Consider the following 23,592-nt stretch of genomic DNA (forward strand, 5'->3'; position numbering starts at 1 on the left):
CCATGGACCCGAACAGCCCCTATGCACCGCGGCCCGAAGGCGTCCGCCCCGAGTACCGCCGGGCCGCCCAGCAGCATGAGATGGCAGCAGACGGGAGCGGCGCCAATGGCTGGACCAGGAATGAACTGGCCGCCCGGGTGGCCCGCGAACTGAGCAACGGCCAGTACGTCAATCTGGGCATTGGCATGCCCACGCTGATCCCCAACTACATCCCTGACGGCGTTGAAGTGGTGCTGCACTCCGAAAACGGAATCCTCGGCGTCGGCCCCTATCCCGCGGAGGATGCTGTTGACCCGGACCTGATCAACGCGGGCAAGGAAACTGTCACGGTCAACAAGGGGGCTGCGTTCTTCGATTCCGCCACCTCCTTTGGCATGATCCGCGGCGGCCACGTGGATGTGGCCGTCCTGGGCGCCATGGAGGTGGCCCAGAACGGCGACCTCGCAAACTGGATGATTCCGGGAAAGATGGTCAAGGGAATGGGTGGGGCCATGGACCTGGTGTTCGGCGCCAAGAAGGTCATTGTGATGATGGAACACGTTGACCGGAACGGGAACCCCAAAATCGTCAAGCAGTGCTCGCTGCCAGTGACCGGCAAGGGCTGTGTGGACCGGATCATTACAGACCTGGCAGTCATCGATGTTGTAACGGATGATTCAGGCTCCCGGCTGGTGCTGAGGGAACTGGCGCCCAACGTTTCGGTGGAGGAAGTGGCCGCAGCCACCGGCGCGGAGCTTTTCGAAGAAGACCGGGAACTGACCGTATGACGGACGGTAGAGACCCAGTGGGCTCCGGTTCCAGCGCGGGGGAGCAGCGCGTCATCGAGCAGCGCGGCCTGTACTTCGATGAGCTGGAAGAAGGGGTGCTGTACGCCCACCGGCCAGGCCGCACCGTTACGGAAGCGGACAACGTCCTGTTCACCACCCTCACCATGAACACCCAGGCCCTGCACCTGGACGCGGCCTGGAGCGCCGGGCAGCCGTTCGGCCAACGGTTGGTCAACTCCATGTTCACGCTGGCCACGGTGGTGGGCCAGTCTGTGTCGCAGCTGACCCAGGGGACCATCATCGCCCAGCTTGGCCTTGCCGACGTCTCCTTCCCGCATCCGCTGTACCACGGCGACACCCTCTATACCGAGACAGTCATCAGCGGGAAGCGGCTCTCCGCATCGCGGCCGGGCCAGGGCATCGTCACCATGGAACACACCGGCCGCAACCAGGACGGCACCGTGGTGGCCCTGGCCACGCGCAGCTGCCTGATGTGGACCCGGGACGCGCACCGGCAGCAGCTTGGCGGCGAAGGGGGCACAATACCGGTATGACCTTTGTGATGGGCCCCGCCCTGCTTTTTTGCCCCGCTGACCGGCCGGAGCGCTACCAGAAAGCCGCCACCCGCGCGGACGCTGTGATCCTCGACCTCGAGGATGCCGTGGCTCCGGCGGACAAGCAACGTGCACGTGGTGCCATCCTGGCCCAGCTCGGAGCCGCCGGTGACGCGCCCGAGCTGGATCCCAGCCGGACCATTATCCGGGTCAACCCTGCAGGCACCGAGGAGTTCGAGAAGGACCTGCACTGCCTGGCCCACACGCCGTACCGCACGGTGATGCTCGCCAAGGCTGAGAGCGCCGCACAGCTGGAAGCTCTGGCCGGGTACCAGGTCATCGCCCTGTGCGAAACGGCGGCCGGTGTCCTGAACGCTCCCGCAATTGCAGCCGCCCCGAACGTGGTGGCGCTGATGTGGGGCGCCGAGGACCTGCTGGCGTCTTTGGGCGGGACCTCCAGCAGGATGGATGACGGCGGCTACCGGGCTGTTGCGCTGCACGCACGTTCCTCAGTCCTCATCGCTGCCAGGGCGTTTGGCAAGGAGGCCGTGGACGCCGTCTACACCAACATTCCGGACCTTGCCGGACTGGCCGTGGAAGCGGCCGACGCCGTCGCCTCCGGATTCAGTTCAAAGGCCTGCATCCACCCCAGCCAGGCCGCCGGGGTCCGGGAAGCGTACGCACCATCCGAAGCCGAAGTCTCCGCTGCAACAGAATTGCTGCAGGCCGCGGAAGCTGCGGGACAAGGCGTCTTCCAATACAAGGGCCAGATGGTCGACGGGCCTATCCTCAAGCACGCCGAATCCATCCTTCGGCGTAAAGGCGAGCGCGTCTAGCGCCTCCGCCCGCTGGACCCCCGCAGCGATACGGGCGGGATCGGTTCGTGGACCAGCGTCCGGACCCAACGGTTCCCCGTTTCGCGGAACTCCTTCCGGGTGGAGAACCGGTAGTGGTAGCTGCGCACGCGCACCAGGTGCGGGGCCTCGCCGTCGAACGGGTCATCCCGGAGCAGCCGCAGCGTCTGCCGGTCCGCCTCCAGCAGCTTGCCCAGCAAGGCGTAAAACCACTCCTCGTGGACTGTCCGCAACGGAAGGAACCACATCAGCCAGTCCAGCCGCAGGTGGTAGGGCGCCCACTGCCGGGGCACCCGCCTGAGGTCCCCGGGTTTGCCCTTGAAGCCGTACTCGCGCCAGTCCGAGGAGTCGTCCGGAGCGTTGTCCAGCGTTCCCTCCACCACGATCTCAATGCGCTGCTTCGTCACTGACCCGAACGCACCGTAGGTGTTGACCAGCTGCCACCGGTTGAAACTGGCGTTCATCAACTGGCGCTTCGAGAACAGGTTGCGCAGCGGCCAGTAGCTGAGGACCAGCAGCAGCAAGGTGGCGGCCAGCGTGATGGCCAGCCACCAGAGCGGGGTCTCCCGGTCCGCACCGCCGTGCCAGTCCAGTGGGATCACCGGGAACACCGCGTGGGCCACAGGATCGCTGACCGCGGCGAAGGCCAGCACTATGGCGATCCAGTTCAGCCAGGCGAAGTTTCCGCTGGCCACCAGCCATAGTTGGGTGAGGATGACGACCGCTGCTGCCACGCCGGCTACGGGCTGGGGCGCGAACAGGAAGAAGGGCACCACCAGCTGGGCGAAATGGTTGCCCAGGACTTCCACCTTGTGGAGGGGCTTGGGCAGCAGGTGCGCCTGCCGGCTCAGGGGGCCGGGCATCGGTTGTGTCTCGTGGCGGTAGTAGAGCGCGGTGAGGTCCCGCCATTCCCTGCCGCCGCGGATCTTAATCATGCCCGCGCCGAATTCGAGCCGGAACACGAGCCACACGATCAGGATCAGGATGGTGCGCGGCGGGTCAGTCTGGTCTGAACCCAGGAACGCCACCGTGAATCCCGCCTCCAGCAGGAGCATCTCCCAGCCGAAGCCGTAGAACGTCTGGCCCACATTCACGATGGACATGTAGAGCAGCCACAGCGCCAGGAAAGCAATCAACGGGACCCACGGCGGCCCCACCTGGGGGATGCCGGCCACCAGCAGGGCGGATATTGCAAGACCTGCCGCGCATACCCAGCGCAGCAGCCGGTCCGAGTAACGCCAGCGGAAAAGGGTGGGCCGGCGCAGGCGGCTGAAACCTGCCAGGTACTCCGGTACCGGCAGAAGCCCCCGCTCACCCAGCAAGGCCGGGAACTGGTTCAGGGAGGACAGGAACGCAACAAAATACAGTGCTGCCACCCCGCGCTGCAGCACTTGCCGGGCGAACTCGTATTCCGGGGCGTCAAACCAGGAGAGCCAGTCCACGCAATCCACGTTACGCCGGGCCCTCCTGTGGTCAAGGAGCATTGGGCCACGGACGGCGGGGTCAAAGAGCATGAGCCAAGGGGCGGCGGGCCAGGTTTGGTGCGCGATACTTAACGGATGCAGCCACGCAAGATCGCCCTCCTCGGATCCACCGGCTCCATCGGCACCCAGGCGATTGACGTCGTCGACGGCGCCCCGCACCTTTTCGAGGTGGTGGCGCTCAGCGCCGGGGGAGGCAACCTCGAGCTCCTGGCCCGCCAGGCTGTGCACACCGGTGCCGCGGCTGTTGGGATTGCGACCGGTGATCCCCGCCGGTTGGCTGCCTTGATCGATGAGGCGGCCGCCGCAGCGGGGAAGCGTGGTTACCGGCCGGAGATCATTGCCGGGCCGGACGCGTCCACCAGGATCGCGGAGGTGGAAGCTGACGTTGTGCTCAACGGCATCACGGGATCAATCGGACTCGCGCCCACGCTCGCGGCGCTGAAATCCGGTGCCACACTCGCCCTGGCCAACAAGGAATCCCTGATCGTCGGCGGGGAACTGGTCAAGGCAGCGGCCCGCGAAGGCCAGATCGTCCCGGTGGACTCCGAGCATTCGGCCATAGCCCAATGCCTGCGTTCCGGCTCGGCAGCTGAAGTGGACAAACTGATCCTGACAGCGTCCGGCGGCCCGTTCCGCGGCCGGAACCGGGACGAACTCCACGACGTCACGCCGCAGGAGGCGCTGGCCCACCCCACGTGGGACATGGGGGTCATGGTCACCACCAACTCCGCCACCCTCGTCAACAAAGGGCTGGAAGTCATCGAGGCCCACCTGCTGTTCGACGTTCCGCTGGACCGCATCGACGTGGTGGTCCATGCCCAGTCCGTGGTGCATTCCATGGTGCAGTTCGTCGATGGATCCATCATTGCCCAGGCCTCGCCGCCGGACATGTGCCTTCCCATAGCCCTGGGCCTGGGCTGGCCGGACAGGGTTCCCCAAGCGGCCTCGGCCTGCGACTGGACCCAGGCAGCCACCTGGACCTTCGAGCCCTTGGATGTTGCGGCCTTCCCTGCGGTGGACCTTGCCAAGGACGCCGCGAAACAGGGCAGCACGTTCCCGGCGGTCTTCAACGCCGCAAACGAGGAAGCCGTCACGGCGTTCCATGCGGGCCGCATCCGGTTCACGGACATCGTGGACACCATCGCAGCCGTTCTCAGCGAACACCCAGGATCCTCCGGGCTGACAGTGGAATCCGTACTGGATGCTGAGAGCTGGGCACGTGCGCGCGCCAATGAACGTTTAGCAGTCAGCAGTCTCTAGGAAGCAGTAAGCACCTCCATGACCCCCGTTCTCCTCTTTGTCCTCGGTGTCGTTTTTGTAGCCATCGGCATCGCGGCCTCCATCGCGCTCCACGAAGTGGGCCACCTCCTGCCCGCCAAGTTGTTCAAGGTCCGGGTCACCAAGTACATGATCGGCTTTGGCCCCACGCTTTGGTCACGGCGGAAAGGCGAAACCGAGTACGGCGTGAAGGCCATCCCGCTGGGTGGCTACGTGTCCATGATCGGCATGTACCCGCCCAACAAAGAGGACGGGACGGTCCGTCCTTCCAGCACCGGAATGTTCCAGACCCTGGCCACGGAAGCCCGCTCCATGGCGCACGAGGAAGTTGGCCCGGGCGACGGGAACCGGGTTTTCTACCGGCTCCCGGTGTGGAAAAAGATCATTGTGATGCTGGGCGGTCCTGCCATGAACATCGTCCTCGGCGTCATCCTGACAGCCGTACTGCTGATGGGATTCGGCTTCGCCACGGCCACCACCACCATCTCCGATGTCTCCAAGTGCCAGGTGGCAGCCGGTGAAACAGTGGACCCGGATTCGGCCGACTGCCAGCTCACCCCGGCCGCCGCTGCCGGCCTGAAACCGAACGATACCGTCACCTCCTTCGACGGCAAGACCGTCACCAGTTGGGACCAGCTGACCGAATGGATTCGTGCCTCGGCAGGCCGCGAAGTGGCCATCACCGTTGAACGGGACGGCTCGCCGGTGTCCACCACCGTGACCCCCGTGCTGTCCGCCCGGCCCATCATCGGAGTGGACGGCCGGCAGGCAACGGACGACGCCGGCAACCTCCTGTACCAGGACGTCGGCTTCCTGGGCATTGGTGCGCAGACGGAACTGGTGCCGCAGCCGGCGTCGTCCGTCCTGCCCATGGCGGGGGAGAACATCAAGCAGGTGGCAGGCGTGATCTTCAACCTCCCGGCGCGGGTGGTGGGCGTGGCCAAAGCTGCCTTCAGTGAGGAACCGCGCGACCCCAACGGCCCCATCAGCGTGGTGGGCGTGGGCAGGGTGGCCGGCGAAGTGGCCGCGATGGAGGAAATCCCCGTCCAGTCGCGCGTTGCCACGCTGACCGGACTGCTGGCCGGACTCAACTTTGCGCTGGCGGTCTTCAACCTGGTTCCGCTGTTGCCTCTCGACGGCGGCCACGTGGCGGGAGCGCTGTACGAAGGTGCCCGGCGCCAGGTGGCGAAACTGTTCGGCAAGCCTGACCCCGGAGCCTTTGATATCGCCAAACTCCTCCCGGTGACTTATGTGGTGGCAGCGTTGCTGATGGGCATGAGCGCACTCCTCATTTATGCGGACATCGTGAAGCCGGTAAACCTCTTCGGCTGATCTTCGTGGCAAGGTAAACGCCCCACGACTGACTTCTCCATATCAGCCAATATTGGCTGATATCAAATAATCAGCTATTTGTGATTGATTATTGCGGATCAGCTGCATACGGTTAGGACATGTACGTTCTGACCATTGACCAGCGGGGGAGCACTTCGGACGTCGACCGCGTACCGGAGCTGATAGCCGAGCTGCGGAGGCTCACCCCCGCACGGTTTGAGCGTTCCGTGGGCGACGAACTCCAGGGCGTGGTGGACCGGCCCGATGAGGTGGTGGACGTGGCCCTGCATGCCCTCCGGTCCGGGTACTGGTACGTGGGGATTGGCATCGGTATGGTGCAGGTCGCTCCGGGAGGCAGCCCCCGCGAAGGGTCCGGAAGCGGATTTGTGGCCGCGCGAAAAGCCGTGGAACTGGCGAAGACTGCTGCAGGCCAGGTGCCGCTGTCAGTGGTGGCGGGGATGATGGGCCGTGGCAAGGAAATCCCGGACCACACCAAGGAAGGTGCCATGGCAGGTGCCAACGCCCAGGCAGTACTCCGGTTGATCGGACGCCTTGTGCAGGAACGTACGGAGGCCCAGTGGCGCGTCGTGGACCGCCTCCGCGCCGTGCAGGCCGGCGATGGCAAGCACGGCAGCCAGAAACAGGTTGCCAAGGAGCTGGGGATAACGGAGCAATCGGTGAGCCGTGCCGTCCTCCGCTCCGGCTGGCAGGAAGAATGGGCAGCCAGGCCGGCAGCAGCCATGCTCCTGGAATACGCGCGGAGCCGGATTGCCGATGCCACGGCTGCTCCGCCTGAAACTGCACTGCCTGAAACTGCACCGCCTGAAACTGCACCGCCTGTAACTGCACCGCCCGGAACGACCCCGCCCCGGAACGAAGGAGACACGTGACCGCCGTCTGGATAACCGCCGCCCTGCTGGTGGCAGGCTTCGCCGGCTGGCCTGTGACGGCCCTGGTGTTCAGGCTCGCCCGGACCATCGATGATAAGGCGGATGCCGCCAAAGCGGCAGAGGAAGCCCGGAGGGCAGCGGAGGATCCTGCTGCAGACGTCACTGTTGATCCCAGCCACGCCGAAAACCAAAGTGTGGACGGTGAGCTGACGGCGCCACCGGACGTCCCGCCGTCGGCCGGCTCTGCTTCCGGGCCGCCGGCGCCAACCCAGCGCATCCTGCGTGGCGGCGCGATCATCGGAATCCTGGAAAGGCTCGGGGTTTGCCTGGCAATCCTGACCGGGCAGCCGGTGGCCATCGCCTACATTGTGGCCATCAAGGGCCTGGGCAGGTTTGCGGAGCTCAAGGAAACGCCGGTCGCGGCAGAGCGCTTCATCATTGGAACCCTAACCTCCATGCTCTGGGCGGCCGGAACAGCAGCAGCCGTCAAAGTCCTGTTCCTGTCCTAGGATCCCGTCGCCCGGGACACGTGTACTGGTGAGACATGTCCTGGGAACACTTGTCTTGTGATCCAGGCTGGTGCGGAGGTGGGACGGCAACCATCCGGCTGTCCGGATACGTGCAACGGCAGGCAGGGCGATAGGGTAGCCGTATGACAGTTTTTGCCGTTGAGTACGTTTACGCCGCCGATTCCACCGAAGCCCGCAGTGAAGCCCGTCCGGCGCACCGCGAATGGACCGCCGGCCTGGCGCAGGACGGTGCCATCCTGGCAAGCGGGCCTTACGGTGACGGGGCGGGAGCGCTGCTGATCTTCAAGGCCGCCGACGAGGCCGCCCTGAACTCGATCCTCAAGCAGGACCCCTTTGCGGCCGCCGGAGTTATCGCCGGAACGCGCATCACCGAATGGTCTCCCATCACCGGCATGCTGGCCGGCCTCACCGCCTAGCCGCCCACTTTTCAAACTTTTAGGAGTCCACGTGACCTCGGTCAGCCTGGGAATGCCTGCGGCACCGCCGCCCGTCCTTGCCCCCCGCCGGAAGACCCGCCAGATCAAGGTCGGTTCTGTGGGGGTGGGTTCTGATTTCCCCATCAGCGTGCAGTCCATGACCACCACGCCCACCACCGACATCAACGCCACCCTGCAGCAGATCGCGGAACTCACCGCCTCCGGTTGCGACATCGTGCGCGTCGCCTGCCCCTCAGCCGATGACGCCGAAGCGCTGCCCATCATCGCCAAGAAGTCCCAGATCCCGGTGATCGCGGACATCCACTTCCAGCCGAAATATGTCTTCGCTGCCATCGAAGCGGGCTGCGCCGCGGTGCGTGTGAACCCCGGGAATATCCGTAAGTTTGATGACCAGGTCAAGGAGATCGCGGCGGCCGCCCGCGATCACGGCACCTCCATCCGTATCGGGGTGAACGCAGGCTCGCTGGAGCCCGGCATCCTGAAGAAATACGGCAAGGCCACGCCTGAAGCGCTGGTGGAGTCCGCTGTGTGGGAAGCATCCCTGTTCGAGGAGCACGGCTTCCACGACTTCAAGATCTCCGTAAAGCACAACGACCCCGTGATTATGGTGGCGGCGTACGAGATGCTGGCGGAGAAGGGCGACTGGCCGCTTCACCTCGGCGTGACCGAGGCCGGGCCAGCGTTCCAGGGAACCATCAAATCGGCCACGGCCTTCGGGGCGCTCCTGTCCCGCGGCATCGGCGACACCATCCGGGTTTCGCTCTCCGCCCCGCCAGTGGAGGAAATCAAGGTGGGGAACCAGATTCTCCAGTCCCTCAACCTGCGCCCCCGGAAACTGGAGATTGTCTCCTGTCCGTCCTGCGGCCGCGCGCAGGTGGACGTGTACACGCTTGCCGAGCAGGTGACTGCAGGCCTGGAAGGCATGGAGATCCCGCTGCGCGTGGCCGTGATGGGCTGCGTGGTAAACGGTCCCGGTGAAGCCCGCGAGGCAGATCTTGGCGTTGCTTCCGGCAACGGCAAGGGCCAGATCTTTGTGAAGGGTGAAGTCATCAAGACTGTGCCCGAGAGTCAAATTGTTGAGACACTGATCGAAGAGGCCATGCGTATCGCGGAAGAGATGGGGGAGGCCGATGGCGAAGATGCTGTCAAGGGTAGCCCCGTGGTTAGCGTCTCGTAAGGACGTCCCCGACCCCCCGGGACTTTCCGTCCGCACCCTGGACGGCACGGATACTGCTGCGCTCCGGATGCTGGCGCAGCAGGATCCGGTCACCAACGTCTTTATCCTCGCGCATTTGCGTGCCGCCGGCACTGCCGCACCCACCAGCGGCGGCGCCGGCGTGATCGGTGTTTTCGACGACGGCATCCTGGTGGGTGCGTGCTGGGCAGGGGCAAACCTGGTTCCGGTCCAGCTGGACCCGGAGTTGGCAGGGGTGGTCGCGGAAGTGGCCAACACATCCGGCCGCCGCTATGCCTCGGCCTTTGGCCCGGCCGAGGCGGTCCTGGCGCTGCACGCGGAACTCCTCGCACGCGGCCACCGGGCCCACGAAGTCCGCGCGGAACAGCCCCTCATGACCATCGAGGGGCCGCCGGCGATCAAGCCAAATCCCGGCCTTGAACCGGGAAACCTTGCGGACTTTGACCGCATCCTGCCTGCCTGCGCCGCAATGTTCGAGGAAGAAGTGGGATATTCGCCCTTCCTGGGCGGCCGGGAGTTCTATAGCCGGCGGGTGGAAGGGCTCATCCGCCAAGGGCATTCCCTGGTCCACCTGAACCACGCCCGCGAGGTGGTGTTCAAGGCCGAACTGGGCGCCGTCACGGCCGAGGTCACCCAGATCCAAGGCGTCTGGATGAACCCGCTGTACCGCGGCCAGGGCTTGAGCGCCGGGTACATGGCCGCCGTCGTTGAGCACGCGCGGAGAGTCGCACCCATTACCAGCCTCTACGTCAATGGCTTCAACCTGCGGGCACGAGCCACCTACGAGCGGGTCGGCTTCCGCCAGGTGGGCACATTCGCTACTGTTCTTTTCTAGCGGGCGGTTGCTTGCAGATAAGTCATTGGGGGAACACATGAAGACATCCGTGCTGCGCGCGTTCGGGGCTGCCATCATTCTCGGCACGGCAATCTCAGCCTGCGCCGGCCCTGCCGAACCCCAGGCCAGCGCACCGCCGTCCAGTGCACCGCCCGCATCGGAAAGCCTGAAAACCGGCAGCACGCCACCTGCCACAACGCCCGCAGCCACGCCTACTCCCGCCGCCAAGGCCTACACGTCCACGGAGCTCGCCGGAATCCTCCAGCAGCTCGAGGACTCCGAAGGCCGGAAACTTTCAGTCCTGGCGGGCAGCGACCTTACCGACATCCTGGACCAGACCAGGGCTTTGATCGCCGCCATCGAAGTCTCCCCGGCCGAATGCAAGGAGTTGGCCGTGTCCAGCACTGTGCCCCAGATGGGCAATGCTGCAATGGCGCTGGGTCAAAGCACGGATCCGGCCACCGGCGCGGCCACCGCGGTGTCTCTTACCTCAGGCCTGGATGAGGCCGCTCTCGCAGGGGTCGCCAATCAACCGGTTCAGCTGGGACAGTGCGCCAACATGACCATGAAAGCGTCAGGGGTGGACGTCGCGGTTTCCATCACGCCCATGGATGGCGTGGGAGGAATGTCCAATACCGTCGCCTACAGGACTGACACCCAGCTTCCCGATGGCCGCGTGCAGTCCATGATCACCGCCCTGGCCGTTGAGCGCGGGGTGCTGCTCAGCGCCGTCGCGTCAGGCGGTGAAAGCGAGGCCGATGCTGCGTGGCGTGCCGGCGCTCTGCTGGATACCGCTGCCGCACTTGTCGAATAAGCCTGCCGAAGTAAGTTGGCCCGTTAAGTGAGTTCGCCCGTCAGGTACCGCTGCACGTTGGGGGCGACGAGCCTGACGAGGTCCTCCGGTGCGGCCGAGGCGAGGGGTTCCAGCCGCACCACGTAGCGGACCATCATGAGTCCCACCATCTGTGTGGCCACCAGATCTCCGCGCAAGGCAACTTCCTGGGGCGGTCCCGGCACCCCCGCCGTGATCCGGCCAAGGACAGTCCGCGTCACCAGCTCCCGGAGGAGAGCCGTCCGGGCCTTCGAGCCGAGTGTGCCCCGCACGAAGGCCACAAGGCTTGGCTGCGCCGGACTTTCCCAGAGGCGAAGGACGGCGCGGACGATCAACTCGGCGCGCTGTTCGGGGCGGGCGGAGGAAACTCCGGCCAGTACCTCTTCCGGATCGGCCGGGAGTTCCACACTCAGGGCGAACAGCTCATCCTTGCCGGTGAAGAAATGGTGCACCATAGCAGGATCCACACCCGCCGCACGGGCCACCTGCCGCAGGCTGGTGCCTTCGAAACCGTGTTCTGCGAACAGCCGACGGGCACTGTCCAGAATCCGTTCCCTGGACGCCGTTGATCCGCCGCGCCGCCCCCGCCTTGCCGGCGGGGGATCACCGGGAGTGCCTTGCCGCACGGAATGACCGTCCGGCCGGGCGTTCCCCCCGGACAAGGCGTTCCCCTCAGGTTCGGCGTTCCCCTCAGGCAGGGTCATGCAGTCCGCCTCCGCAGCGTCAGGGAGGCCAGCACCAGCACTCCCAGCACGATGGCTCCCATGATGGCCGCGTCCTGCCACATCTGTTCGGTGGCCTCGGGATTGGCGGCAATCTCCTGCAGGGCGTCCACGGAGAACGTGAGGGGAAGAACATTCGAGATCGACTCGAGGGCATCGTTCATGCGGTCCCGCGCCACGAACAGTCCGCACAGGAGGATTTGCGGTACCACCACCACCGGCATGAACTGGACGGCCTGGAACTCGGTCCGGGCAAACGCCGAACACAGCAGGCCAAGGGCCACGCCCAGGACGGCGTTGATCACGGCGATGAGGACCACGAAGCCGGGCGGGCCCTCGATATCGAGATCGAATACCCAGTACGCCACCGCAGTAGCCACCAATGACTGCAGGGCGGCCATGATGGAAAACGCCAGGCCGTAGCCAAAGAGCAGGTCCGCCTTATGGACAGGAGTGGTGAGCAGCCGCTCCAGCGTTCCCGAGGTCCGCTCACGCAGCATGGTGATGGAGGTGACCAGGAACATCACCACAAACGGGAAAATGGCGAGCATCATCAGCCCCACGCGGTCGAAAGTGCGCGGCGCCCCGGGCGGCAGGGCCTCATTCTCGAAGAGGAAGTAGACGGCCGTGAGCAGCAATGCCGGGACCACCAGGATCAAGGCGATGCTGCGGCGGTCATGCCGCAGCTGCTCCAGCACCCGGCGGGTAGTTGCGAGCATCATCAGGATGTCCATTACCGTACGCTCCCGTCCTGTGCTGCCCGGTCCAGTGCTGTCCGGTCTTGTGCTGCCCCGTCCTCGGCAGCGGGACCGGCATCTTCCCCCGCTTCCTGGATGATGTGCAGGAACGCCTTTTCAAGGTCAGCGCTGTGCCCGCGCCGGCTCAGTTCCGCCGGCGTCAGCTGGGCAAGGAGCCGGCCTTCCCGCAGGAGGAGCAGGGACTCGCAGTGGCTGGCTTCCTCCATGACATGGCTTGATACAAGCAAGGTGGTCCCTTGGGCGGCCATGGCGCGGAACCGGCCCCAGAGGTCCGCGCGGAGCACTGGGTCCAGTCCAACGGTCGGCTCGTCCAGCACCAGGAGGCGCGGACGGGCCACCAGTGCGCAGGCGAGGGATACCCGGCTGAGCTGGCCGCCGGACAGGTCCGCGGTCTTCTGCCGCGCCTGGCGTTCAAGTCCGACGGCGGCAATCGCCTCCGCTGCCTCGGCCGCCCCTTGGCGGTGCATGGCACCGAAGTAGCGTACGTTGCCTTCCACGGTGAGGTCAGGGTAGACGCTGGGGGACTGGGTCACGTACCCCACCTGGTGCCGCAGGGCACTGCTGCCGGGCGGCAGCCCCAGGACCCGCACCGACCCGGACGTGATGCGCTGCACCCCGACGATGGCGCGCATCAGCGTGGTTTTTCCGCTTCCGGAGGGACCCAGCAGGCCGGTGATTTGTCCGGCCGGAATGGCGAAGTCCAGTTCCCGAAGGACGGGAACACTTCGGCGCACAACCGTCAGGCCGCCGGCCGCCACCGCCTCGCCGTCGTCCGCATCCGCATCCGCCAAATTGTGTACTGCCGAACGTGACATGTCCGCCTCCGCTGAAGGGCAGGTGCCGGGCCGGAAGGCCAATAATTCATCACCTGATGAATTAAATCTAAGCCCGGCTTTGCGGGTAATCAACAGCCTTGAATGGAAAAGCACTTGATAAATGTGGGCGCCATCACTTAGGTTCGAACTAGCTGCGCTGGAGTGGCGTGGGCGGTCTCACCAGTCCTCACCAGTACTTAGGCGATAACGGCGTTGAGCCACGCCCGGATGCAATGACCAGCCTCGAGGGGGGCCAGGGGCTTTGTATTTCCGGGCGTGGCTCTACTGTCTCCGCCGTGGCCAGGTCTTCGGCCAGGGCACAGGGTCTGCCGGGGGAGTCGGGGCCAGGTGTCCAGTGCCGGTAGATTAGTACCCAGACGAATTTGTCCGGCCCCTGCTGATCCAGCACTTCCCCAGAAACGGATATCCACCCGTGGTTACAAGACTGTCCCAGCTTTTCCTGCGCACGCTGCGTGAAGATCCCGTCGACGCCGAGGTGGCCAGCCACCGGCTCCTGGTCCGTGCGGGCTACATCCGCCGTGCCGCTCCCGGGATCTACACCTGGCTCCCGCTGGGGCTCAGCGTCCTGCGCAAAGTCGAGGCCATCATCCGGGAGGAAATGGCGAACATCGGCGCCCAGGAAGTCCACTTCCCTGCGCTCCTGCCGCGTGAACCCTATGAGGCCACCAACCGCTGGACCGAATACGGTGAAGGACTGTTCCGCCTCCAGGACCGCAAGGGCGCGGACTACCTGCTGGCCCCCACGCATGAGGAAATGTTCACGCTGCTGGTCAAGGACCTCTACTCCTCGTACAAGGACCTCCCGCTGAGCCTGTACCAGATCCAGAACAAGTACCGCGATGAGGCGCGCCCCCGGGCAGGCCTGCTGCGCGGCCGCGAATTCATCATGAAGGACTCCTACTCCTTCGATGTGGACGACGCCGGCCTGGACGCCAGCTACGCCGCCCACCGCGGCGCCTACCTGCGGATCTTCGAGCGCCTCGGCCTGGAAGTCATCCCGGTCACGGCCACTGCCGGTGCCATGGGCGGGTCCAAGAGCGAAGAGTTCCTGCACCCCACGGATATCGGCGAGGACACCTTCGTCCGGTCCGCCGGCGGCTACGCTGCCAACGTTGAGGCCGTGACCACCGTGGTCCCGGCGGACATCGACTACACCGGCGCCCCGGCTGCCGAGGTGCTGGACACCCCTGACACTCCCACCATCGAAACGCTGGTGGCCGCCGCCAATCAGATAGCCCCCCGCTCGGAGGCTGACGGCGGCGCCTGGACCGGTGCGGACACGCTCAAGAATGTTGTCCTCGCCGTGACCCTGCCCACCGGGGAACGCCAGCTCGTGGTGATCGGCCTGCCCGGCGACCGCGGGGTGGACCTGAAGCGCGTCGAAGCGAACATCGGATCCTTCCTGCCCATCGCCGGCGAGATCGGACTGGAGGCCGCGAACGACGATGACCTCAAGAAGCAGCCGCTGATCGTCAAGGGCTACCTTGGGCCCGGCCTGACGCTCGAGGAACCTCTGCTGGGCACCGAAAGCGCCACGAAGCTGCTGTACCTGGTGGATCCCCGCGTCGTCAGCGGCACCGCCTGGATCACCGGCGCCAATGAAGCCGGCAAGCACGTATTCGGGCTCGTTGCCGGCCGGGACTTCACCTGGGACGGCGTCATCGAATGCACCGACGTCCGCGAAGGCGATCCCGCCCCGGACGGTTCCGGTCCGCTGGAAACGGCCCGCGGCATCGAAATGGGCCACATTTTCCAGCTGGGCCGGAAGTACGCCGAAGCCCTGGAACTGAAGGTCCTGGACCAGAACGGCAAGCAGGTCACCGTGACCATGGGTTCCTATGGTGTGGGCGTCACCCGCGCCGTGGCGGCCTTGGCCGAATCCAACCATGACGCCAAAGGCCTGGTCTGGCCACGGGCCGTGGCACCCGCTGACGTCCACGTGGTGGCCGTGGGCAAGGGCGAGGACATCTTCACCACCGCAGAGCAGCTGGCAGCGGACCTGGAAGCCGCAGGCCTCGATGTCCTGCTTGACGACCGGCCCAAGGTCTCGCCGGGCGTCAAGTTCGGCGACGCCGAACTTGTGGGCGTCCCCACGATCCTCGCCGTCGGCCGCGGCCTGGTGGACGGCGTGGTGGAGATCAAGGACCGCCGCAGCGGCGAAGCCGAGAACATAGCCGTGGACAAGGCCGTTGACTACGTGGTCAACGCCGTCCGCGCCTCCTGATCCCCGGGCGTGCTCCCCGGGCTTGAATCCATCGAGCTGACAACGCTGGTCCTGATCGTAGTGGCCGGTTTCGCTGCCGGCTGGGTGGATGCCGTGGTGGGCGGGGGCGGGCTGATCCAGCTCCCGGCCCTGCTGCTGGTGCCGGGCATTACGCCCGTCCAGGCGCTGGCAACAAACAAGATGGGGTCCATCTTTGGTACTGCCACCAGCGCCGTTACGTACTATCGGCGGGTGGGTCCGGACCTCCGGACGGCCTTGCCGATGGCCGCTATTGCCCTGGCGGGAAGCTTCGGCGGCGCTGTGCTGGCCGCCAACCTGCCGTCCAGCGTGTTCAAACCCATCATTGTTGCCGCGCTTGTGGCGGTGGCACTCTTCACGGCGTTGAAACCGGATGCCGGCCACATCACGGCGCTGCGGCACGACGGCCATAAACACTACGTGGTGGCCTGCCTGATCGGTGCCGTGATCGGCTTCTACGACGGCCTGATCGGTCCGGGTACCGGATCCTTCCTGGTCATCGCCCTGGTCTCGGCGATGGGGTACGCGTTCCTGGAAGCCAGTGCCAAGGCCAAGATCGTGAACATGGCAACCAACGCGGGGGCATTGCTGTTCTTCCTGCCGCACGGGTCCATCCTGTGGGCGCTGGGCCTGCTGCTGGGCGCTGCCAATATGGCGGGCGGGTATCTTGGGGCACGGACGGCGGTGGCGCAGGGCAGCAAATTTGTCCGCGTGGTCTTCCTGGTGGTGGTGGCTGCGCTGATCGTTAAGCTCGGCTACGACGTCTGGCAGGAAAACTTCGCCGGACAAGGGTAGGACAAGGCTCTCGTGGCTGTCGGGAGCCGGGCGTAGCATGCAGATATGCCCCATGGTGACGATGAGTACTCCAGTGCTTTATCCGCAGCGGCGGGCCATGCCGCGGCATGGCTTCGAAGCCTTCCAGACCGTCACGTCGGCCCCCTCCTACCGGCCCACGACCTCACCGGGGCGTTCGGCGGACCGTTGCCAACCTCGGGCATGCCCGCAGCCGACGTCGTGGACCTCCTTGCCCGGACAGCCGAACCCGGGCTCATGGCCATGCCCTCAGGCCGCTTCTTCGGCTGGGTCATCGGCGGAACCCTGCCCTCTGCGCTTGCTGCAGACTGGCTGGTCAGCGCCTGGGACCAGAATGCCGGCCTCCGTTACGCCACCCCCGCAATGGCAGCCATTGAGGAAAGTGCCGGCACCTGGCTGCTGGAGCTGCTGGGGCTTCCGGCAGGGTCCGACGTCGGATTTGTCACCGGCGCCACGATGGCCAACTTCACCGGGATGGCAGCGGGGCGCTGGCGGCTCCTCGCCAATGCCGGCTGGGACCTGGACCGCGACGGACTCAGCGGTGCACCCCGGATCCGATGTTTCGTTGGCAGGGAGCGGCACGACACCGTGGACCTCGGCCTCCGGTACCTGGGGCTCGGCAGGCCGGTGGTGGTGGACGCAGACCCCCAGGGACGGTTGATCCCGGCAGCATTGGAAGCTGCGCTGTCTGAAGGGACCGGGCCGGCTCTTGTGTGCCTGCAGGCAGGGAACCTCCATTCCGGCGCTTTTGACCCCTTCCCCGAAGCCATCCGCATTGCCAGGCAGCACGGGGCCTGGGTCCACGTCGACGGCGCTTTCGGCCTATGGGCGGCGGCAGCGCCGGAGCTTCGCCATCTGACCCGCGGGTACGAGGACGCCGATTCGTGGGGGACTGATGCGCACAAGACCCTCAACGTGCCGTACGACTGCGGCATCGCCGTCGTCCGGGACGCGTCAGCCCTTCGGTCCGCGATGGGCCTGCACACGAGCTACCTGATCCATGACGCTGAAGGGCCCGGCGACCCGTTCGAGAAGGTCCCGGAGTTGTCCCGCCGCGCCCGTGGCGTGCCGGTGTGGGCGGCACTGAAGAGCCTTGGCCGCGACGGCGTGGCAGCCCAGGTGCAGGGGCTGGCGGCTGCCGCGTCGGAGATCGCGGCGGGGCTGGGAGCCCTGGACGGCGTGGAGGTGCTGAACGACGTCGAGTACACCCAGGTGAGCGTGGCGTTCGGCGATGATGCCACCACCCGTGCGGTGACGGCGCGCATTATCGAGGACGGAAAAGTGTGGATGTCCGGCTCCCGCTGGCGGGACCGGGACATCCTGCGTGTTTCCGTGAGCAACTGGCAGACGGCGGAAGAAGAGGTGGCCACTGCCGTTGCGGCGGTCGGGTCCGCCGTTGCCGCAGTCCGCAGTGTCTGATCACCGGCACGCTTGAACACGGTACTTCTTCAGCGCGCGCCCGCCACTTCTTTACCGGGCGCCTACCGCTTCGCCGGGCTCCGGCAGGCGGTGGGCCGGTGGCAGCCCGTCCAGGGTCCTGCCGGCTAGTGTGCTGGCCACCCAGAGGGAGCGGGCCAGATCCCCGCGATGATCCGGTTTGCCTGCATACCCCAGGGCATTGGCCACCTCCCGGGCAATTCCCCACTGCCTGGCTGCCTCGGGGTCCAGGCCCGCCGCGGAGCTGAACCTGGCGCAACGGCGTCGCAGGCCTGCCGCAGGGTTGTCCAACGGCAAATCCGACAGGCGGTTCCACAACAGCGGTGCCACGGCGAACTCGGGATCGCCGATCATCGGCTGGGGGTCGATGGCGGCGTAACCGGCCGCAGGAGGCACCTGCCGGCCAGGGTCAGCCGGGCGGGCCAGGATGTTGAGGTAATGCAGGTCGGTATGGACGAGGACGTCGCGGGCGGACCGCCGTCCCACCGCACCCCGGGTCTGGCACACCTCCAGGGCGGCCTCGAGGAGCCACCGGGGGAACGGCCGTCCCAGCTGTTCCCAGTCCGCGGGCAGGTCATCGCTCCACTGCTCCGCGCGGGCAGCGATGTGCTCGAATTCAAACCACTGCGGCCGGTCGTCGGGGGTGACGCTCAGCTGCCGCACCAGGCCGGCCCATACCGCCACCGCGTCTTCCATGGGCACGGTGGCGAGCGAGCGTTCGCCGTCGAGCCGTTCCAGGAGCATGGCGCAGGTGCCGGCATGGGAGGCGAGCAGTGTTACCGCGCCGTGGCCCTGCCAGAGGGCCAGGGCGTGCCGCTCAACCCGTGCTTCGTCGTGCGGGAAGGCGATCTTGAGGGCTGCCGGGCTGCCGTCCTGCTGCCGCACCGGGATCACGATGCCGCCATGGCCGTTCCAGGGCAGGGCACCGGGACGCAGGTCCGGGGTCAGCTCCCAGTTGTCCAGGCGGCCCTGGATGAGGTCCGGCAGGGAAGCGAGCCAGGCGCGTCCGGCACTGCTGCGGGTGTAGCGGGCAGTGAGGTCCGGAGGGATGGGTACTACCGCTGGCTGGCTCATCAGTTCCAGCCTAAGTCCACTGGTGCGGCACGTACCGCAGATACCCTTCAGACCACGCCCGTGGCCCCCAGGAGGTTGCCGACGGTGAAGGTGGCGGCGAGGGCGAGTGCGCCCCCGGCCACTACCCGCACTGCGGCGCGGAGCCTGGAGCCGCCGCCGATCCACGCCCCGAGTGCGCCCGTCAGTGCCAATGCCAGGAGCACGGCGAGGAACGTGACCGGAACCCGGACGTCCTGCGGCGGAAGCAGGATCGCCAGCATGGGCAGGGCCGCCCCGATCACGAAGGACACCGCCGAGGCAAAAGCGGCATGCCAGGGGCTGACGATGTCGTCCTCGTCAATGTTCAGCTCCGCGGACAGGTGCGCGGCGAGGGCATCGTGTGCTGTCAATTCCGCCGCCACCCGTCCTGCCGTCTCCTCGCTCAGGCCCTTGGCCTGGTAGATCGCCGTGAGTTCGGCGAGCTCCACTTCCGGTTCTTCGGCCAGCTCGCGGCGTTCCTTCTCGATCAGGGCCTTTTGGCTGTCGCTTTGGCTGCTCACGGAGACGTACTCTCCCAGCGCCATGGATACGGCGCCGCCCACCAGGCCGGCCGCGCCTGCGGCAAGGATCGGGCCGGAGGCAGCGGTTGCGCCGGCGACTCCCACCACGATCGCTGCCACGGAGACAATCCCGTCATTGGCGCCCAGGACACCGGCGCGCAGCCAGTTGAGGCGCTGGGCCAGGTCATTGCTGTGCGGTTCATTGTCATGGAAGGAGGATGCACCGGCTGTGTCCATCCCTACAGCAAACCATCCGGCGCCCCGGCCTGCCAGCACGGCCTGCAGCGGAGGAGGAGCCCTGTGATCACTGCGGCAGCGGCGGAAGCTGCCCTTCATCCAGCACCAGGCCCGGCAAAGGGCTTGTGTCCGCACCCCAGTGCTGCGCCCTCCGCGCGGCATCCTGCAGGGCCGCCAGTGCCCAGGCGCGTGTGGCCCCGTCGGCCAGCGCCACAACGTCGCCGTACAGCGGCAGCGTGTCCGCTTCCAGGCCGGCAAGTCCGGCCGCCGGGGCGTCAAGGAACCCCTGGTCCAGGACATATCCCGGCGGCTGCGGGAGCAGTGTCGCGCAATGCGTTCGCCCGTATTCCTCGGCATGGACGGCAAGCTCCTGGTGCTGCGCCAGGAATTCCGACGCCGGGCGGACGGCTTCAGGCGGAAGGCGCGTGAGGGCTGCCTGGTAGCCGTACGCCGTCTCCAGTTCGGCGCCGGCGGCCGCGACGAGGGCGGTTCCCAGGCTGGCCCCCGTGGGAGGGGACGTGGAGGCGGAGCCAGCAGCGGAGGGCGTGGCAGGGCACGCAGGGGCCGGCACCGTGGCGTCGTGAAATTCGGTCCCTTGCGCTTCTGCCTCAAGGGAGCCTGCCGCGCCGAGCCGTTCGGCGGCGAGGAGTTGCGCTGTGCCGGCGCCGGCGAGCAAACGTGCCATGCCGCCGTCGGCCGTTTCCGCATCCTTGAGGCGTTGCCGGCCACTGGCGGCGAGACTTGCGGCAAAGTCCGCAACGGTCACCACTGGAGGACTGGAGGGTGGGGGAGCGGCGGTTGGCGGGACCCAGGCCGCTGAAGCCGGCGCAGAGGTTGGCCCGGGTGCCTCCGCGGAAGCCTGGCTTCCAGGCAGCAGCAGTGCCCGGGCCTGGATGGTCAGCAACGTCACAACCTGGGTCATCGACTCCTCCGCCGGAGCGCCGGCATTGCTGCCGGCCTCTGCTTCGCCCAGCTCCAACGCTGCGGACCGCAGCTCGAGCGCCTCGTTCAGCGCGGCTTCGCGGGCCTGCTCCGAGAAAGGCGGTTCCGCAGGAGCGGGCGGTTCAGCGGGGGAAAAAGCGAAGCCCAGGCTGACCACCAGAAGGGCTGCGAGGGAAAAAACGGCGTACCGGAAATAGCGCATCCGCGGGCGGTTTTCCTGGTTGTCGTCTTTCACAACAGACCATGGTGCCACGTCGAGGGGGAATCCCCGTGCTCCAATGAACCGGTAAAATAGCTACGCTAGTACACACAACATCATCTATAGGGAGGCGGCCGGCATCGTGAGCAATGCAGAAGCCACAGCTTCATCAGACCATACCGGAACGGGTAAGGCTGAGGCCGCGCACAATCCGGAAGCTGCACGGCTCAGGGCGCTCCTTGAACCCTCCGTCCAGGCCAACCGCCTGTACTTGGAGGACGTGGCTATCATCCCCGGATCCCACCGCGTGGTCCACGTAGTGGTGGATCTGCCGCAGGAGGAGACCGGCGGAGTCAGCCTTGATGTCATCGCCGACATTTCCAAGGTGCTCTCCGATGTTTTGGACAACGATCCCGCAGATGACGGCCGCCCCTACGACCTCGAAGTCTCTTCGCCCGGCGTCGGACGGCCGCTGACGGAGCCGCGCCACTGGCACCGCGCCAAGGGGCGAATGGCGAAAGTCAACGTCCTCCAAGGCGACAACGTCACGGGCCGCATCCAGGCGGTGGACGCCTCAGGCGTGACCATCGTCCCCGAGATCGCGGTCAAAAAGGGAATGAAGCCCAGGCAGGGCGATCCCATCAAGCTTCCTTTCGACAGGATCCGCAACGGAAAAGTCGAGATCGAATTCAGCCACCTCCACGAGGACGGTCTGGAACCTGAACACAATGGACCTTCTGAGGAGGCCTGATGGATATTGACATGAGCGCACTGAGACTTCTGGAGCGTGAGCGTGAAATCCCGCTGGACCTCCTGATCCCCACCATCGAGCAGGCGCTTCTGGTGGCCTACCACAAATCGCCCGGCGCCTTCGAGAAGGCCCGCGCGGAGCTTGACCGCAAGAGCGGCCACGTGACCATCTGGGCCGTGGAGATTGACGACGACGGCGCCCCCATCGGCGAGTTCGAGCACACCCCGGAGGGCTTCGGCCGTATCGCCGCCAGCACCGCCCGCCAGATTATCCTGCAGCGTCTGCGCGACGTTGAGGACGACAACGTCCTGGGTGAGTTCAAGGGCCGTGAGGGCGAACTTGTGGCCGGCACCATCCAGCAGGGCCACAACCCGCACATGGTCCAGGTCAACCTGGGCACGGTGGAAGCGCTCCTGCCGCCGCCCGAGCAGGTGCCGGGGGAGAAGTACCTCCACGGGAACAGGCTGCGTGCCCTGGTGATCGATGTGCACCGCGGCTCCAAGGGCCCGTCCGTCACGCTGTCCCGGTCCCACCCCGGCCTCGTCCGGAAGCTCTTCGAACTGGAAGTTCCCGAGATCGCCGACCGCTCCGTGGAGATCGTTGCGCTGGCCAGGGAAGCCGGCCACCGCACCAAGATCGCGGTTAAGGCCAACACCCCCGGCATCAACGCCAAGGGTGCCTGCATCGGTGAAATGGGCTCCCGCGTGCGGGCTGTGATGACGGAACTGAACGACGAGAAGATCGACATCGTTGACTTCAGCGAGAACCCGGCCACCTTCATTGCCAGCGCATTGTCGCCGTCGCGGGTGAATTCGGTCACCATCACCGACGAGGCTACGCGTTCCGCCCGCGTGGTGGTTCCCGATTACCAGCTTTCCCTGGCCATCGGCAAGGAGGGCCAGAACGCCCGCCTGGCGGCCAAGCTGACCGGCTGGCGCATCGATATCGTGTCCGACGCAGCGGCTCCGCGCGAAAACTGAACCAACCCTCTCCGGGGTGGCCACGCCGGGACTGCTCTGCGGTTTCGGGCAGAACGGCCCGGAGGGGCTAGAATAGAAAAGGCCGCGCCCAACGGCCGGCAGCCGTGTGCCTCGAGCATGCCCCTTCCGCTGACTCAGCGGAAGGCCAGGCATTCCCGGGGCCAGCAGATATACATGTCAGGAAGATGACCGTGGCAGAGCTTTCCACCGGGAATCAACCCGAACGTACCTGCATCGGATGCCGGAAGAAGGGCCTGCGGTCTGAATTGCTCCGGCTCGTCGCCGAAGGCAACGGCTCTGCCGCTGTCCTGGTGGATGAACGACGCCGGCTGGCTGGCCGGGGTGCTTGGCTGCACCCCAGCGAATCGTGCCTGGCTCTGGCGATCAAACGGCGGGCTTTCGGACGTGCCCTTGCGGGCGCAACGGAAACTGCCGCCGTCGAACACTGGATCAAGCCGGAAACGAACGTTGCAGGCACCACGGCAACTGCAACACCAACCGTCCAACCTGAAAGCGGGTCAGAAATCTGATGGAAACCCGATGAGTTCCCAGCGATGAGTGCGTAACGATGACAACAACTTTGTTGCGCTCTGCAATGGGCCCTTCCGTAGTAATCGCGGCTGGGGTCCGCAGTAAGAAGTAGACGGTTCGTGCCTGGCTCGGTGCGGACCGAGACAGGAGAAATGTGGCCAAGGTCCGCGTACATGAGCTCGCCAAAGAGCTCGGTATTACTTCCAAAGATGCAGTGACAAAACTGCAGGAACTGGGCGAATTTGTTCGCTCCGCCTCTTCCACCATTGAGGCCCCCGTTGTGCGTAAACTGCGCAACGCCTTCCCCGACGCTGCGGCCAAGGCCTCAGCACCGGCGGCCGCGCCCAAGGCGCCCGCCCCGGCGGCAGAAGCACGTCCTTCAACTCCGGCTCCCGGCCCGGCAGCTCCCAAGGCTCCGGCTCCCGCGGCGCAGGCACCTGCCCCCGCCGCTCCGGCAGCACCGGCCCAGCCTGCTGCTTCGGCTCCGGCGGCACCTGCTGCCAGCCGGCCTGCAGCTCCGGCGGCCCCCGCCGCCCCCACCAG

Annotated in this window: 25 protein-coding genes; 18 read left to right on the plus strand and 7 right to left on the minus strand. The window is 66.2% G+C overall.

Annotated elements, in window-relative coordinates; translation table 11 throughout:
- The first annotated feature begins 2 nt into the window (after nt 1-2).
- The 3 genes from FNL14_RS18410 to FNL14_RS18420 are packed head-to-tail and all read left to right on the plus strand — an operon-like array spanning nt 3 to nt 2,157.
- Nucleotides 3-767 carry a CoA transferase subunit B gene (locus FNL14_RS18410; protein WP_142062968.1) on the plus strand — a complete coding sequence of 255 codons (765 nt, stop codon included), beginning with the start codon at nt 3-5 and terminating at the stop codon, nt 765-767.
- Nucleotides 764-1,321, plus strand: a complete 558-nt coding sequence (locus FNL14_RS18415; protein WP_142062971.1) for a MaoC family dehydratase — start codon at nt 764-766, stop codon at nt 1,319-1,321. Before FNL14_RS18410 ends, FNL14_RS18415 begins: the two co-directional genes overlap by 4 nt.
- Nucleotides 1,318-2,157 carry a CoA ester lyase gene (locus tag FNL14_RS18420; protein WP_142062974.1) on the plus strand — a complete coding sequence of 280 codons (840 nt, stop codon included), beginning with the start codon at nt 1,318-1,320 and terminating at the stop codon, nt 2,155-2,157. Before FNL14_RS18415 ends, FNL14_RS18420 begins: the two co-directional genes overlap by 4 nt.
- Here FNL14_RS18420 and FNL14_RS18425 read toward each other — a convergent pair.
- Nucleotides 2,154-3,617, minus strand: coding sequence for a lipase maturation factor family protein (locus FNL14_RS18425; protein WP_142062977.1), 1,464 nt, complete (start codon nt 3,615-3,617; stop codon nt 2,154-2,156). The genes FNL14_RS18420 and FNL14_RS18425 overlap by 4 nt on opposite strands.
- 117 nt (nt 3,618-3,734) lie before the next feature.
- Between FNL14_RS18425 and dxr the strand changes: the two genes are divergently transcribed.
- From dxr to FNL14_RS18465, 8 genes are all read left to right on the plus strand, one after another.
- Entirely contained in the window at nt 3,735-4,919 is a 1,185-nt protein-coding gene (gene dxr / locus FNL14_RS18430; protein WP_142062980.1) for a 1-deoxy-D-xylulose-5-phosphate reductoisomerase, read from the plus strand.
- A gap of 18 nt (nt 4,920-4,937) precedes the next feature.
- The gene (locus FNL14_RS18435; protein WP_142062983.1) at nt 4,938-6,269 is read left to right on the plus strand and encodes an RIP metalloprotease; all 1,332 of its coding nucleotides are present in this window, start codon (nt 4,938-4,940) and stop codon (nt 6,267-6,269) included.
- A gap of 119 nt (nt 6,270-6,388) precedes the next feature.
- Nucleotides 6,389-7,159 carry a MarR family transcriptional regulator gene (locus FNL14_RS18440; RefSeq protein WP_255470912.1) on the plus strand — a complete coding sequence of 257 codons (771 nt, stop codon included), beginning with the start codon at nt 6,389-6,391 and terminating at the stop codon, nt 7,157-7,159.
- Nucleotides 7,156-7,668, plus strand: coding sequence for a hypothetical protein (locus tag FNL14_RS18445; protein WP_142062987.1), 513 nt, complete (start codon nt 7,156-7,158; stop codon nt 7,666-7,668). Before FNL14_RS18440 ends, FNL14_RS18445 begins: the two co-directional genes overlap by 4 nt.
- A 143-nt stretch (nt 7,669-7,811) precedes the next feature.
- Nucleotides 7,812-8,105, plus strand: coding sequence for a YciI family protein (locus FNL14_RS18450; protein ID WP_091418170.1), 294 nt, complete (start codon nt 7,812-7,814; stop codon nt 8,103-8,105).
- A 31-nt stretch (nt 8,106-8,136) separates the two neighbouring features.
- Nucleotides 8,137-9,303 carry a flavodoxin-dependent (E)-4-hydroxy-3-methylbut-2-enyl-diphosphate synthase gene (gene ispG / locus FNL14_RS18455; RefSeq protein WP_091418168.1) on the plus strand — a complete coding sequence of 389 codons (1,167 nt, stop codon included), beginning with the start codon at nt 8,137-8,139 and terminating at the stop codon, nt 9,301-9,303.
- On the plus strand, nt 9,266-10,156 hold the full coding sequence (locus FNL14_RS18460; RefSeq protein ID WP_142063024.1) for a DUF4081 domain-containing GNAT family N-acetyltransferase: 891 nt from the start codon (nt 9,266-9,268) through the stop codon (nt 10,154-10,156). Before ispG ends, FNL14_RS18460 begins: the two co-directional genes overlap by 38 nt.
- Before the next feature lie 37 nt (nt 10,157-10,193).
- Complete coding sequence (locus FNL14_RS18465) at nt 10,194-10,970, plus strand: hypothetical protein (RefSeq protein WP_142062990.1); 777 nt, start codon at nt 10,194-10,196, stop codon at nt 10,968-10,970.
- 23 nt (nt 10,971-10,993) lie between these two features.
- Here the strand turns inward: FNL14_RS18465 and FNL14_RS18470 are convergent, their stop codons facing one another.
- Genes FNL14_RS18470 through FNL14_RS18480 form a run of 3 tightly spaced genes read right to left on the minus strand, consistent with a single transcriptional unit; the run spans nt 10,994 to nt 13,283 of the window.
- Nucleotides 10,994-11,692 carry a TetR family transcriptional regulator gene (locus FNL14_RS18470; RefSeq protein ID WP_142062993.1) on the minus strand — a complete coding sequence of 233 codons (699 nt, stop codon included), beginning with the start codon at nt 11,690-11,692 and terminating at the stop codon, nt 10,994-10,996.
- Nucleotides 11,689-12,432 carry an ABC transporter permease gene (locus FNL14_RS18475; RefSeq protein WP_142063027.1) on the minus strand — a complete coding sequence of 248 codons (744 nt, stop codon included), beginning with the start codon at nt 12,430-12,432 and terminating at the stop codon, nt 11,689-11,691. The genes FNL14_RS18470 and FNL14_RS18475 overlap by 4 nt, the downstream gene beginning before the upstream one ends.
- Nucleotides 12,433-12,443: 11 nt before the next feature.
- Nucleotides 12,444-13,283, minus strand: coding sequence for an ABC transporter ATP-binding protein (locus FNL14_RS18480; RefSeq protein WP_142062996.1), 840 nt, complete (start codon nt 13,281-13,283; stop codon nt 12,444-12,446).
- 433 nt (nt 13,284-13,716) lie between these two features.
- Here FNL14_RS18480 and FNL14_RS18485 point away from each other — a divergent pair, with 433 nt between their 5' ends.
- Genes FNL14_RS18485 through FNL14_RS18495 form a run of 3 tightly spaced genes read left to right on the plus strand, consistent with a single transcriptional unit; the run spans nt 13,717 to nt 17,778 of the window.
- On the plus strand, nt 13,717-15,528 hold the full coding sequence (locus tag FNL14_RS18485) for a proline--tRNA ligase (RefSeq protein ID WP_142062998.1): 1,812 nt from the start codon (nt 13,717-13,719) through the stop codon (nt 15,526-15,528).
- Between the two features lie 9 nt (nt 15,529-15,537).
- Nucleotides 15,538-16,341 (plus strand): TSUP family transporter, encoded by an 804-nt coding sequence (locus FNL14_RS18490; RefSeq protein ID WP_142063001.1) that lies wholly within the window; start codon nt 15,538-15,540, stop codon nt 16,339-16,341.
- Between the two features lie 45 nt (nt 16,342-16,386).
- Nucleotides 16,387-17,778, plus strand: coding sequence for an aminotransferase class V-fold PLP-dependent enzyme (locus tag FNL14_RS18495; protein ID WP_142063004.1), 1,392 nt, complete (start codon nt 16,387-16,389; stop codon nt 17,776-17,778).
- A gap of 51 nt (nt 17,779-17,829) precedes the next feature.
- Here the strand turns inward: FNL14_RS18495 and FNL14_RS18500 are convergent, their stop codons facing one another.
- From FNL14_RS18500 to FNL14_RS18510, 3 genes are all read right to left on the minus strand, one after another.
- Nucleotides 17,830-18,870 carry an aminoglycoside phosphotransferase family protein gene (locus tag FNL14_RS18500; RefSeq protein ID WP_142063007.1) on the minus strand — a complete coding sequence of 347 codons (1,041 nt, stop codon included), beginning with the start codon at nt 18,868-18,870 and terminating at the stop codon, nt 17,830-17,832.
- A gap of 47 nt (nt 18,871-18,917) precedes the next feature.
- Nucleotides 18,918-19,646: a VIT family protein gene (locus tag FNL14_RS18505; RefSeq protein WP_142063010.1), complete on the minus strand. Its 729-nt coding sequence runs from the start codon at nt 19,644-19,646 to the stop codon at nt 18,918-18,920.
- Between the two features lie 67 nt (nt 19,647-19,713).
- Nucleotides 19,714-20,823, minus strand: coding sequence for a DUF4439 domain-containing protein (locus FNL14_RS18510; protein ID WP_255470913.1), 1,110 nt, complete (start codon nt 20,821-20,823; stop codon nt 19,714-19,716).
- A gap of 106 nt (nt 20,824-20,929) precedes the next feature.
- On the opposite strand from FNL14_RS18510, the gene rimP reads away from it, so the two are divergent.
- The 4 genes from rimP to FNL14_RS18530 form a co-directional block, all read left to right on the plus strand.
- Nucleotides 20,930-21,538 carry a ribosome maturation factor RimP gene (gene rimP / locus FNL14_RS18515; RefSeq protein ID WP_091418153.1) on the plus strand — a complete coding sequence of 203 codons (609 nt, stop codon included), beginning with the start codon at nt 20,930-20,932 and terminating at the stop codon, nt 21,536-21,538.
- Complete coding sequence (gene nusA / locus FNL14_RS18520) at nt 21,538-22,518, plus strand: transcription termination factor NusA (protein ID WP_142063013.1); 981 nt, start codon at nt 21,538-21,540, stop codon at nt 22,516-22,518. Before rimP ends, nusA begins: the two co-directional genes overlap by 1 nt.
- A gap of 185 nt (nt 22,519-22,703) precedes the next feature.
- Nucleotides 22,704-23,048: a YlxR family protein gene (locus FNL14_RS18525; RefSeq protein WP_091418150.1), complete on the plus strand. Its 345-nt coding sequence runs from the start codon at nt 22,704-22,706 to the stop codon at nt 23,046-23,048.
- Nucleotides 23,049-23,203: 155 nt separating this feature from the next.
- Nucleotides 23,204-23,592, plus strand: a 389-nt coding sequence (locus FNL14_RS18530) for a translation initiation factor IF-2 N-terminal domain-containing protein (RefSeq protein WP_181762702.1), incomplete at its 3' end; no start/stop codon positions are given.

This window comes from Pseudarthrobacter sp. B4EP4b (genome assembly GCF_006680095.1).
Lineage (GTDB): Bacteria > Actinomycetota > Actinomycetes > Actinomycetales > Micrococcaceae > Arthrobacter.

Bases quoted from the DNA above. Each gene is read 5' to 3' on its own strand.
- FNL14_RS18525 (WP_091418150.1), top strand. From the start codon at position 22,704: ATGACCGTGGCAGAGCTTTCCACCGGGAATCAACCCGAACGTACCTGC.
- FNL14_RS18470 (WP_142062993.1), bottom strand. From the start codon at position 11,692: ATGACCCTGCCTGAGGGGAACGCCGAACCTGAGGGGAACGCCTTGTCC.
- FNL14_RS18495 (WP_142063004.1), top strand. From the start codon at position 16,387: ATGCCCCATGGTGACGATGAGTACTCCAGTGCTTTATCCGCAGCGGCG.
- FNL14_RS18500 (WP_142063007.1), bottom strand. From the start codon at position 18,870: ATGAGCCAGCCAGCGGTAGTACCCATCCCTCCGGACCTCACTGCCCGC.
- FNL14_RS18440 (WP_255470912.1), top strand. From the start codon at position 6,389: ATGTACGTTCTGACCATTGACCAGCGGGGGAGCACTTCGGACGTCGAC.
- nusA (WP_142063013.1), top strand. From the start codon at position 21,538: ATGGATATTGACATGAGCGCACTGAGACTTCTGGAGCGTGAGCGTGAA.
- FNL14_RS18450 (WP_091418170.1), top strand. From the start codon at position 7,812: ATGACAGTTTTTGCCGTTGAGTACGTTTACGCCGCCGATTCCACCGAA.
- FNL14_RS18435 (WP_142062983.1), top strand. From the start codon at position 4,938: ATGACCCCCGTTCTCCTCTTTGTCCTCGGTGTCGTTTTTGTAGCCATC.
- FNL14_RS18465 (WP_142062990.1), top strand. From the start codon at position 10,194: ATGAAGACATCCGTGCTGCGCGCGTTCGGGGCTGCCATCATTCTCGGC.
- FNL14_RS18505 (WP_142063010.1), bottom strand. From the start codon at position 19,646: ATGGACACAGCCGGTGCATCCTCCTTCCATGACAATGAACCGCACAGC.
- FNL14_RS18420 (WP_142062974.1), top strand. From the start codon at position 1,318: ATGACCTTTGTGATGGGCCCCGCCCTGCTTTTTTGCCCCGCTGACCGG.
- FNL14_RS18480 (WP_142062996.1), bottom strand. From the start codon at position 13,283: ATGTCACGTTCGGCAGTACACAATTTGGCGGATGCGGATGCGGACGAC.
- FNL14_RS18460 (WP_142063024.1), top strand. From the start codon at position 9,266: ATGCTGTCAAGGGTAGCCCCGTGGTTAGCGTCTCGTAAGGACGTCCCC.
- FNL14_RS18415 (WP_142062971.1), top strand. From the start codon at position 764: ATGACGGACGGTAGAGACCCAGTGGGCTCCGGTTCCAGCGCGGGGGAG.
- FNL14_RS18475 (WP_142063027.1), bottom strand. From the start codon at position 12,432: ATGATGCTCGCAACTACCCGCCGGGTGCTGGAGCAGCTGCGGCATGAC.
- dxr (WP_142062980.1), top strand. From the start codon at position 3,735: ATGCAGCCACGCAAGATCGCCCTCCTCGGATCCACCGGCTCCATCGGC.
- FNL14_RS18410 (WP_142062968.1), top strand. From the start codon at position 3: ATGGACCCGAACAGCCCCTATGCACCGCGGCCCGAAGGCGTCCGCCCC.